This window comes from Sporosarcina sp. UB5 (assembly GCF_050859005.1).
Taxonomy (GTDB): domain Bacteria; phylum Bacillota; class Bacilli; order Bacillales_A; family Planococcaceae; genus Sporosarcina.
In genome coordinates, this window is record NZ_CP125984.1 from 588,434 (window position 1) to 600,295 (window position 11,862).

The following is an 11,862-nucleotide window of genomic DNA, read 5'->3' on the forward strand; positions in this document are numbered from 1 at the left end:
CAATCGTCATCAGCCTGTATAATTCCCCGCCATCAACTCCGCCTGCTTCACCACAGTCTCCACCGCCATCTTCTGCAAATCAGGCGGATACCCATACTTCTTCAACAGCCTTCGTACAGTAATCCTCATTTTCGCGCGCGCCGATTCCCTCAAGTTCCAATCGATGCTCATGTTTTCTTTAATTGCTTTTGTCAGTTCATGTGCAATCACTTTCAATATATCGTCGCCAAGCACTTGTTCCGCCGTGTCATGTGAAGAGAGTGCGTCATAGAACGCGACTTCTTCTTGAATCAATCCACTGTTTTCACCGGCTTTGTATGACTCATTCATCTCTTTTGCGAGTTCGATCAGCTCTTCAATAACTTTTGAAGTCTCTATGGCACGTTTGTTGTATTGATTGATTGCGGCATTTAGCATATCCGTAAATTTCCTAGCTTTGACCAAATTCGTGCGTTGGATGTTTTTCACTTTTCCTTGCAATAACCGGTTTAATAATTCTACAGCCAAGTTCTTTTGTGGTAATGCACGCACTTCATCTAAAAACTGATCCGACAAGATCGAAATGTCTGGATTTTCAATACCCAATGAGTCGTAAATATCAATAACCTCATCAGAGATAACCGATTTGGATATCAACTGATTCAATTGTGCATCAATCTGTGCTGCTGTTTTCTTCTGTCCTTCGACAGGGATCAATTTTACTAAGCCTGCTTTAACCGCTTTAAAGAAGCCGATTTCCGCGTTTAACTCTTGTGCTTCCGGCTCAGTTGCGCATAGCGCAAAGGCTTTCGCAAGTTCCGTTACGACTTGCATGAACCGCTTCTTTTCGTCTTCTCCTAACCCTATTACAAAGTCCATCGTCTCAGTAATGGCTTTCATCCGTTCGGAAGGTTTATCTGAATGAAACGCATCGTAATTATGCTTGTACAACATTTCCTGAATGATTTCGAATTTCTCAAGCATCAGATCCACTGCAAGGGCCGTGTCGATCCCGGTATTTTCACGGTCGCTATCCGTGTACTGCTTCAATGCCTCTTTCAAGCTGTCAGCAATACCGATATAATCGACAATCAAACCACCCGGCTTGTCACGAAAAACACGATTCACCCGCGCTATTGCCTGCATTAAGTTGTGGCCGCGCATAGGCTTATCGATATACATCGTGCTCATGGATGGCACGTCAAATCCAGTGAGCCACATATCACGGACAATGACAATCTTCAGTTCATCGTTCAAATCTTTCATCCGGCGTGCCAAGTGATCCCGACGTTTTTTATTGCCGATGAACTGTTGCCAATGCTCCGGGTCACTGGACGAGCCCGTCATGACAATTTTAATGACCCCTTTGTTGTCATCATCAGAATGCCATTCAGGACGGAGATTGATGATTGCCTGATACAAATCAATCGCAATCCTTCTACTCATCACAACAATCATCGCTTTCCCGAACATCGCTTCTTGCCTAGCTTCAAAATGTTTCACAACATCTTCTGCCAGCCGCTTCACACGTTGTTCTGCACCAGCAAGCGCTTCTAAACGTGACCATTTTGATTTCAATCGTTCGCGATCAGTTTGCTCTTGGTACTCAGTAATTTCGTCATACTCCGTATCCAAGTCCAACCCTTCAGGCAAGTCCAACTTAATGATCCGGCTCTCATAATAAATTTTCACCGTCGCCCCGTCTTCCACAGCTTGAGTCATATCGTAAATATCAATATAATCTCCGAATACAGCAGGCGTGTTTTTGTCCACAGACTCTACCGGTGTACCAGTGAATCCGACAAATGAAGCGTTCGGTAATGCATCACGCATGTATTTCGCATATCCGTACTTCGTAAATAAATCATTCGCCGACTTCGTAACTTGCGCTCCAAATCCATACTGTGTTCGATGCGCTTCATCTGCCATGACAATGACATTGCGGCGAGTCGTCAACGCCTCCATTACAGTTGATCCTTCCTCAGGAGCAAACTTCTGCATTGTCGTAAAGATAATGCCACCCGATTCAACAGACAACAACTTTTTCAAATCACTGCGGCTGTCCGCTTGTTTCGGCGTCTGGCGCAATAAATCACTAGAGATAGAGAATGTATTATATAGCTGATCATCCAAATCATTGCGATCCGTTAAGACAACGATTGTTGGATTGTTCATTTTCAGAACGAGTTTCCCCGTATAGAACACCATTGATAGACTCTTCCCGGAGCCTTGTGTATGCCAAATAACCCCTATCTTCCTGTCTCCTGATTCAGAAGCCGCCCGCTTCGCTTCCTCCACCGCTTTATTTACAGCATAGTATTGATGGTAAGCCGCCAGGATCTTAAACGTTTTCTCTCCATCTGTTTGGAAAACGATAAAATGACGAAGCAAATCAAGCAATACAGCTGGTTGGAACATTCCTTGAATGAGCACTTCAAGCTGAGGCATCGTGGATGGTGCAATCGTTTCTCCATCAACAGTCCGCCACATCATAAACCGTTCTTCATTCGCAGTGAGAGAACCAGCCCGCGCATTCACGCCATCGCTTGTGACAAGGAATGCATTGAATTGGAATAAAGATGGAATCGCCTGCTTATACGTTTGAAGCTGATGATAAGCTTCCGTAATTCCTACTTTTTCATCTGTGGAGCTTTTCAACTCCAACACAACAAGCGGTAACCCGTTAACAAAGACAACTACATCCGGACGTTTATTGTTGTTTCCTTCGATAACGGTAAATTGATTGACCGCTAAAAAGTCGTTATTTGATGGATTATTGAAATCAAATAGCCATAGCTTCTCAACCGTATTTCTTCCATCAGAAGTGCGAACTTCAACATCAACCCCGTCCGTTACAAACTTTTGGAATGCACGGTTATTAACGATTAGGTTCGGCGACTGCACCATTGTAATTAGCTTCACAGCACGTTCGATCGTCTCCATGGAAGCTTGCGGATTAATCTTCTTTAATGCCGCTTCCAATCGACCGTGCAACACGACATCTGTGTATGAGTCACGTTCAGGATATTCTCCATCTTCCGCAATCGTTGGCCCATCTTTAATTTCATATCCTAAATTAGCAAGCCACTCGAGGGCGGCTTGCTCCAAATCATCTTCATGAAACTGGTACATTCTCTATCACCTCGGTTTCGTCAGGTAGTTCGATTTCTCCGGAGAGGAGTTTGGGGAGAAGGGTGTCACGCAAATCCCCTAAGACTTTATTTTCGTTTTCAAGTAAAAAGATCTCTTCAAATAATGGAGCGATAATCTCACTAAACTTGTTAACCAGTTCGTAATTCGGTATTGCTAATCTTGTTTGATATACCGTATTTCTATTTAATCCAGGAACTGCTGAATCATTATTAGATTTTGTAAAGTCTAATTGGCTAAATAAAGTATATAAAAACAATGTAGAGTAATTTTCACTCTCAATATAAAAGACAGTGTCAATTGGATAAAAACTTCGCGGTTCCAGATAAAGCGTACCTATTGATCCTTTTCTTCCCAATATCAAACCTGGACCTTCTACTAAATATTCATTATGGGTTCCAGTGATACCGCCTGATCCATAAACCGGGTATGAACCTGCTATCCTATTTTTTTTAGTTAGTGCTTTCCCATATCTTAGTTCACAACAATCACTTAATACTTTAATATCAAATCCAATTGGTATGAGACCCAACTCACTTTCCACCATCTCTCCACCACTCGACTTGTATGGCTCCCCGTTTTCATTTGGAAACTCGAAATCGACAAACCAGCGCTTGAAAAGGGTTTGGGCTAGTTGTTCGGCATTCGAAATAATGATTTCATTACTTTCTATCTTTTGATTAATAGCATTTATAAAAGAAACTATTTTGTTTTGGAGTTCAAGGGATGGCAACTGAACTGGATATAATCTAAAATCTTTTAGAACCACTCTAGGGATTGCAGATCCAGATAAATATCCTTGTCTTAACTCTTCTATTGTTGACTTCATACCAAGGTAGTACATTAAGTAAAAAGGATTCACAATTTCTTTATTTGGACGCAATATTGCAATAGATGATAGTAAAACAACCTCTTTGGGCTCACGAAAAACAAAACAGTACTCCAAACAAGAATTCCCATCCTTAGCAATCAAGACATCATCTACAAGTGGTTTACAACCATTCCTAACTAACTTTTCATAGTCTTCAACCGATATTATCTTTGCATCTTTATAGTTAAAATCAAATGCCCTCATATCCTTAACAGAAAGCATTGGATATCCATTTTGCGCCGCTTTAGGACTAGAGTGTGATCCATCAGTTATAACGGTACAAATCTCGCCCAATTTCAATTGCTTAAACCCCATACCCAATCCCCTCCAAAGCTTTGCGGATTTGGTCTTCTAATTCCTTTGATTTTGCAAATTGCTTTGCCAATTCCCCTGTCAACCGTTCCATTTTCTCTTCAAACGGCTCGTCGTCTTCTTCAGCTTCTTCCAGTCCAACATAGCGGCCTGGCGTCAGGATGTATTCATGTTTTCGAACATCATCCAATGTAGCAGCTTTACAAAAACCTGCCACGTCTTCATAATCCTGCTCATTCGTCCCACGCCATGCATGGTAAACATCAGCGATCTTCATAATATCGTCGTTAGAGAACTCTTTTAATGTGCGTGTAGCCATATGGCCGATTTTTCGCGCGTCAATAAAAAGAATTTCCCCTTGTCGTTCACGTTTACCGTTTCGTCCTTTGTTATTTGTTACAAACCATAGGCAGACAGGTATTTGTGTGGAGTAGAATAATTGACCAGGTAGTGTGACGATACATTCCACCAAATCTTCCTCAATCAAATTCTTTCGGATTTCCAGTTCTGCTGTTGTACTTGTTGACATCGAACCATTCGCCAAGACAAAGCCTGCTGTTCCTGAAGGAGCTAATTTCGATATGATGTGCTGAATCCAAGCATAGTTGGCATTCCCGACAGGCGGTGCGCCGTATCGCCAACGGACATCTTCTGTTAATTTCTCCCCGCCCCAGTCACTAATGTTGAATGGCGGATTCGCTAAAATGTAATCAGCTTTTAAGCCTTTGTGAAGATCGTTATGGAACGTATCAGCATTTTGTTCGCCAATGTTTCCGTCTATCCCGCGAATTGCCAAGTTCATTTTTGCCAAACGCCATGTCGTTGGATTTGATTCCTGCCCGTAAATCGCGATATCCCCAAGCCGTCCTTGGTGTTCTTCAACAAATTTCTCACTTTGTACGAACATTCCTCCGGATCCACAGCAAGGGTCATATACGCGTCCTTTATAAGGCTCCAACATTTCGACAAGCAATTTAACGACGGACATCGGTGTATAGAATTCCCCGCCGCCTTTTCCTTCTGCGCTTGCGAATTTGGACAGGAAGTATTCGTAGACACGTCCAAGAACGTCTTTCGAACGACTTTCCTTGTCGCCTACCTTGAAGGAAAACAAGTCAATCGTTTCCCCAAGCCTTGTTTTATCAAGTGCTGGTCGAGCATAGTCTTTCGGCAATACACCGCGTAGTGATTCGTTTTCTTTTTCAATTGCAATCATTGCATTATCAATGATTTGTCCTATCTCCGGCTTTTTCGCATTTTCGTTGATGAATGTCCAACGCGCTTCCTTTGGTACCCAGAAGATATTTTCAGCCAGATACTCATCCTTATCTTCCGGATCTGCCCATTCATCCTCTTGCAGCTCTGCAAATTTCTCTTCAAATGAATCAGATACATACTTCAAAAACAGTAAACCTAATACGACATTTTTATATTCCGAAGCATCCATGCTTCCACGAAGCTTGTCGGCCATTAACCATAGATTTTCTTCAAATCCGATGTTTGCTGTTGACATTTAGATTCCTACTTTCATCATAAATTCAAGTACATAGCTTGTCCTATCCTTATCATATCAATGAAAACAGGTTGACTCAATACAATGCACAATGTTATTGGAATTTATTTGGAACGTAAAAAACACTTTTAAAATCCGATTTGGATCGCTAAAAGTGTTTTTCATCACATGACTCTTATGTCACATATCTAATTATATCTCAGCTATTAATAATCTTCTTCAGATCTATAACGTACACTGGATTTACCATTCCACCCAAATTTAATTCATGTGTTGCATTCGGAAAGCGTGTTCTGTTTTCTAATATATCACTATTATAAATTTCATCAATCGTAATAGACCTTTCCTGCAATACTTTCTCGTCTTCCTCGGTTACATCCCAACAAACTATACAGTCAATTTCATCAAATAGTTTTTGTTCATCATCAAAGTCCCTTAAAATGTTCCTAAGATCAGATTTGAATTCAATTACTGTATTTTTCCTCCCCCACTGCGCATATAAATCATACCTTCCTTTATATCCAGTGGTTAAAAACACTAAGTCCTTAATAATTCCTTTGGCCGCCAATTCATAGAACATTGCACATACCTGTGCCTCTTGTCCTTTAGGCGACTTCTTAAATAATGTTTTTTCACTAGTTAATGAAACCATATCACTTATTTCTCCAAAGACTTCATCTCTATCCCAATCATTATGTTCGATCCCTCTGTCTCTAGATACATATTTTGTAATGTGTTTCAAGTATTGGTTAAATATTTCCTTTGCATATTTTTGCAATATTAACGATTGCTGTCCATGAATAGACTTTCTACCTATGTCAAATTTCAAACTTGAATCCTCAAACAAAATAAAAATATTGCTCCAATAACCAGCGTATCCTGTCTTTGGATTATTTATTGCTATTCCAGTGGGCATCCCTTTTACCGAAGTAAATAGACCAGGACTTAGTAAAGCATAATGAAAGTTAGATTTGTACTCTTCATCATCTAGCTTGTCCTTTGTTATTAAACCCCACTTCTCCGAGAATTTATCCCACATAGACCTCGTCGGTAAAAAGTACGAATAGAACCTTATTTTTCTATTATTAGAATGGATAAACTCACCTTTGTGATAAATAACCTTACCAAACAAAGCTTTCCTTCTATCTGCATCCGTCTTTAATACCCCAGCATAGTGTTCTATAAAGTAATTCAGATTGATTTTTTCTTTTTCTTTCAAGGTTTCTGGCAACAACATGTAACTGAATGGTATTTCATCTTCCTTTACTAACCCATTCTGATCTTTAAACTCTATGTTAATTTTTATATCGATATCTTCTTCCCAAATGGATCGAGTATTACCTAAAATTGTTCTTGTTCTAAGAACGTACTTCAATTGTTCGAAATTCAAATTAAACAGCGGGCAATCGACTATATTTTTTAATATTACTGTCGTTCCCTTAAAACTCTGCTCAAGGTGTTCAAAATCTAATCCTAGCCTCTCGTCAGTGACACTTGTCTTCCAACTATGTGCATCTTTTATTACCGCTCTTGCTGCCTCTTTTTCATTGCCTGTTATTATCTCAAAGTAATTACAAGAAAAGACAGCAAATGTCAACCCTACGCCCTTTTCACCAACCAATGAATTATCGTTATCTTTATCAGTTGAAAAAGGCTTTAATAAGTCTGGTAATTTCTCTATGTCTATTCCCGTTCCATTATCTTTTACCATAATTTCTTTTTGCTCAGAATCTATTTTAATCTCGATTTTATTTTCCTCTTGACTGTTTTTTCTAATCGCGTCAACAGAGTTTTGTAACAGTTCGGCTAAAATGTCCCATTCATTATTATAACTATCATCAATGCCCCGAATATTTTTTCTAATATGACTTAACCCCGGACTCAGGAAGTCTATTTTTTCACTCAAAGCATAACCCTCCGTTCAATTATCTACTGATCTTATTATAGCCATCATTCATAAATTATCTACAATCTTTACAATTCATTGATGCTAATTAATTTCAACAAATTGTATGTTTCATCTAAAACATCACTTTTCGGCACATAAATAATCATCCCATCCCGTGCCCTCGTCAATAGCACTCGATAGCTATTGATCCGCAACAAATGTGAATTTCGTATACGTGGATTGCTATTTTCAGTAGAAATCCAACTGCCATTATTCCACACTACATCCTCTCCCCAACAAACTATGGGAAAATCCAACTCCAGTCCTTGGCAAGAAAACTCCGTTGCCACTTTCGTTAAACTACATCCGGAGTCTTTGCTTGTCGGATCGTCGTTGTACCATTTAGCGATATTCACAGAAGCTGTACCTTTATATGAAGTATCAACGCCAAAATGTGGGAGTAACTTTGACCGTGAGGATGCGATTAAACCATATCGTTTTGACGAATCCTCATTGTAACGATTCCATACATATCGTTTCGCTTTGTCCAAGTCACGAGTTACGTAGATATTGAAGTGCTGTCCATAAATCTTATTTAGTAAGTCTTGAGCAAGGTCTAAGGACCCTTCTAGTAATTCTGAAGCCCATTGACTGACATCCTCTGCAATATGCGAACGTAAAGTAATGCTTAAATTGAGTTCGTCTTTATACGTTACGGTTCCGTTGTACCCTTCAAATGTCGTCGCTAATTTAGAGGGCACGAACACATCCCATTCAGACCTGCTCTTTGAAATCGCATCCATCCACTGCCCAATCCCTGCTTCTTCTCCAACGTAGATTTCTTGTCCCTCTCCAACTAATCCCAATACAACAGTCCATCCATCAATTCGATCTGCCACTTGGACTAACAACTCTGGTTCTGAGTAGTCATGGTCGTGTTTTTCCTTTACTTGTTCGCGATCCCAAGCACGCTGCGCTTCATCAAAAACAATTATTCGTTGTTGTGGAATTTGGGAGTAATTTCTTCCATAGAAGCTAATGAAATTTCGTAATGGTTGAATAAAGGCTTTGCTTTCTAATGCGTCTTGCAGCACTTGGACTAAGGGGCCGTTCCCAGACAAGAACACTCCTAGATGTTGCTGATTCTGCAAACTTGATTCGTATACATATTGCAATCCAAGTAACGTCTTGCCCGCTCCAGGCACTCCAGTAACTAAAACAAGCGCTTTTTTATTTGTCGCTTCTGTCGCTTCTGCTATGGTTCGTAATTCACGTAGAGCGTCTGGTAATCCACTGCTATTAGCTCTATGAATGGAAGGTAAATGCTTGTTCGTATAGATCATTTTTGCCGCTTCTACGATTGAAGGTAACGGTTCGTACTTTGAATGGATCCATTGGTTACTGTCATGACTGTTTGCGTTACGGCAAAACGATTGAATATCCTCGAATAATAGATCTGGTGAAATTGCTATAACATCACTGAATAATGCTCTTTTGCTTCTAGCTTTTGTAGGTACTAAATAGGGTGTGACCTTTCGATTTCTTGATTCAAAATGATAGTGCTTTAAATCTCGCGCATATGCACTTACCTGATCCACGTCTGCTTGTTGAATAGTAGCCTTTTCTTTAAATTCAATGACAAGAACTTCTGAATCACTTACTAATAGAAGATCCGGCCTTCTACCTCCTTCATGTGGAAGCACATATTCAAAAATCATATGTATCGGGTAATCCTGCAACAAGGGTAAATGGTTTTGCAGTATGTGAAACGAATCGATCCAAGCTTGTTGTTGCAAATCAGATGGCTCTTCTCTACAGATCTGAAGGTAGCTTGTCTTCATTTCTTCCATAAAGTCTTGAATAGATAAGCGAAAGAAATCTTCCGAACGACAGTCTAGGCAGACGTTTTTCATATTACCTACGACTCTTGCACACATTTCCCCATATCTCCTCTCATGCCTTTACAATTTGATTAAGCTTGTTAAAATCCTCTTCAGACTCAACAACATGCATCTTTCTATGGCAATTTGGACACAACGCTACAGTGTTCTCAATTGTGTCCTCGCCACCATTTGCGAGCCATTTTATATGATGCGTTTCTAAATAAGGTTCTCCCTGTTTATTCTTGAAAGGTGCCGGTCCCTCACATAGTTCACATATCCCGTTAGCTCTTCTTTTTGCATATTCGGTGACATACGGATTCCTTTCATACGTTTTGACGACTGATTTTCTGGAACCGACATTTTTCGTTCCAGTTTTTTCAGCTCTTTCCTTCACTTCTTTAGTTGATAAACGTCTTGCCTTCTTCCATTTCTCATAGAAATTCTGTTCAAGCAAGTCTTTTGATAGTAAAGAAACCTCTTCACTATTTTTTAGTTTCACAGGGAAAATCCATACCTTCCTTATTTGGCCATCTTCACCGGGCTGTTCTTCTTGATAGGGCGTATCCGAAAGAACAATAGGACCCAAATATGTGTATTCTCTTTCCTTCACAACTTCAAAAAGGAAAACGTCCACTCCATTTGTATTTGACTCATTTAACGTACGGTTCTGTGCAAAATTAATGTTTTGATCGCCGTTTTTACCCATTCCTGTGTAATGAAGGATGTCTCCCTCCCAGCGGTCATCATATAATCCTTTTGTATGATCCGTAACAATAATTAGCGTGTTTGTTGTCTTGGATCTCCTCATTCCTCCCATGTTGCCACATTTAAAGATGTGTCTAATATCATCATTTGTAACAATCTCTCCGATAGTTAACCCTGGATCAAACCCCATATTCCTTCCCCCTCTACTTTACTTTCCGACAACCAACTCTAATACTAGATTATCAGATAATTACAGATTCCCGCAAAAATATTCATCATATATATTTTTTAAATAAGATGTAGAATATTACTGGTACTTTAGATAATACAGCATCCAAACTAGGTAAGTACCAGTCACCCGCATAATTCGGATTCAGACAACTAGTATCTTTCACCAAGGCACACGGTTTAGAGATGTTTAGTTCATTTTAATTCCACCTATCCTCCTCCCAATCCCGCAAAAACTATGATACATTCAAATTACCAGCCCATTTCCAAAAGGAGGTATCCACCATGTACAAAATATCCGACACCAATGTTACAAAAATAGACAAGACGACTTTCTCCAATATTAATTACAGGGAAAGTGATATTGAAGAGCTACTTAGAAAAAACATAGAGATGATTTGTGATGATGAGGAATCGATGCTTATTGTGGGGAAGCAAGTGCGGAATGCGAGCAACGGAATTAGTGATTTGACGGCGATTGATCACGAAGGAAATATTGTGTTGATTGAAATCAAAAGGGATCGTAAGGATATCGAGAGGCGCAAAGAGGCGTTTGAATTTCAGGCGATCCGTTATGCAGCGAGCTATGCAACGATTGAGGATGTAGAGGACTTGGTTAAACGAATTTACGCGCCGTATATTGAGAAGTATAGAGGCGAGTTTGAAAGCGGTCCCCTGACGAGCACGGAATTAGGCACTCGAAAGGTACTGGAGTTTCTTCGTGAAAACGGGAAGGATAGTACAGATTTTAATAATAAGCAGAAAATCATATTAGTTGCTGCCGATTATGATGAGCAAACGTTGTCGGCAGTGGCATGGCTCAATAGCAACACTGTCGATATTAGCTGTTACAAATTGATTCCGTATCAAATCAACGATGACCTTTACATAAGTACCGAGAAGGTTTTGCCGGTAAACAGCTATCATGACTTTTACGTGCCTTTTACTGAGACGCGAGCAAAGATAAGTTCGCGGAAGGAGACTACTCGACGAAACCTACCTAAAATTGACGCGATGCTCGAATGGGGGGTTGTAAAGGCTGGTGATATTATTGTCGCGAAAGGTAAGGAAGTTGAAGGGGTATTGCTGGCGAATGGGAATGTGCAAGTGAACGGCGAAGAGCAATCCATGCAAAGATGGTTGAAGGGTGTCTTCGGTTGGTCCAGCGTGCAAACGTATATGTTTGCTGTTCATCAGGAGACGGGAAAGACGCTTTCTGAGTTGCGGGCGGAGTATATGGAGAGGGAGAAGGAAGAGGATACGCTTGAAACTTGGAATTGATTATCCTAGCCCCCATATAAGGAATATTTTGTGAAACTTATTGCTTTAAAAT

7 protein-coding genes are annotated in these 11,862 nt (G+C 40.1%); 1 reads left to right on the forward strand and 6 read right to left on the reverse strand.

Going from position 1 to position 11,862, the window contains the following annotated elements:
- Window positions 1-9: 9 nt before the first annotated feature.
- The 6 genes from QM454_RS03110 to QM454_RS03135 form a co-directional block, all read right to left on the reverse strand.
- A complete protein-coding gene (locus tag QM454_RS03110; RefSeq protein ID WP_432361454.1) occupies window positions 10-3,111 on the reverse strand; it encodes a type I restriction endonuclease subunit R in 3,102 nt (1,033 codons plus the stop codon).
- Window positions 3,095-4,315: a restriction endonuclease subunit S gene (locus QM454_RS03115; RefSeq protein WP_432361457.1), complete on the reverse strand. Its 1,221-nt coding sequence runs from the start codon at window positions 4,313-4,315 to the stop codon at window positions 3,095-3,097. Before QM454_RS03115 ends, QM454_RS03110 begins: the two co-directional genes overlap by 17 nt.
- Window positions 4,305-5,825, reverse strand: coding sequence for a type I restriction-modification system subunit M (locus QM454_RS03120; protein ID WP_432361460.1), 1,521 nt, complete (start codon window positions 5,823-5,825; stop codon window positions 4,305-4,307). Before QM454_RS03120 ends, QM454_RS03115 begins: the two co-directional genes overlap by 11 nt.
- 199 nt (window positions 5,826-6,024) lie before the next feature.
- Complete coding sequence (locus QM454_RS03125) at window positions 6,025-7,731, reverse strand: ATP-binding protein (RefSeq protein WP_432361462.1); 1,707 nt, start codon at window positions 7,729-7,731, stop codon at window positions 6,025-6,027.
- Window positions 7,732-7,799: 68 nt separating this feature from the next.
- Window positions 7,800-9,650, reverse strand: coding sequence for a DNA/RNA helicase domain-containing protein (locus QM454_RS03130; RefSeq protein ID WP_432361465.1), 1,851 nt, complete (start codon window positions 9,648-9,650; stop codon window positions 7,800-7,802).
- A 16-nt stretch (window positions 9,651-9,666) separates the two neighbouring features.
- Window positions 9,667-10,491 carry an HNH endonuclease gene (locus QM454_RS03135; RefSeq protein ID WP_432361468.1) on the reverse strand — a complete coding sequence of 275 codons (825 nt, stop codon included), beginning with the start codon at window positions 10,489-10,491 and terminating at the stop codon, window positions 9,667-9,669.
- 323 nt (window positions 10,492-10,814) lie between these two features.
- Here QM454_RS03135 and QM454_RS03140 point away from each other — a divergent pair, with 323 nt between their 5' ends.
- Complete coding sequence (locus tag QM454_RS03140) at window positions 10,815-11,810, forward strand: hypothetical protein (protein ID WP_432361471.1); 996 nt, start codon at window positions 10,815-10,817, stop codon at window positions 11,808-11,810.
- Window positions 11,811-11,862 lie beyond the last annotated feature (52 nt).

Coding starts and splice junctions, on each gene's coding strand:
- QM454_RS03115 (WP_432361457.1), bottom strand. CDS start 4,315: ATGGGGTTTAAGCAATTGAAATTGGGCGAGATTTGTACCGTTATAACT.
- QM454_RS03135 (WP_432361468.1), bottom strand. CDS start 10,491: ATGGGGTTTGATCCAGGGTTAACTATCGGAGAGATTGTTACAAATGAT.
- QM454_RS03140 (WP_432361471.1), top strand. CDS start 10,815: ATGTACAAAATATCCGACACCAATGTTACAAAAATAGACAAGACGACT.
- QM454_RS03110 (WP_432361454.1), bottom strand. CDS start 3,111: ATGTACCAGTTTCATGAAGATGATTTGGAGCAAGCCGCCCTCGAGTGG.
- QM454_RS03130 (WP_432361465.1), bottom strand. CDS start 9,650: ATGTGTGCAAGAGTCGTAGGTAATATGAAAAACGTCTGCCTAGACTGT.
- QM454_RS03120 (WP_432361460.1), bottom strand. CDS start 5,825: ATGTCAACAGCAAACATCGGATTTGAAGAAAATCTATGGTTAATGGCC.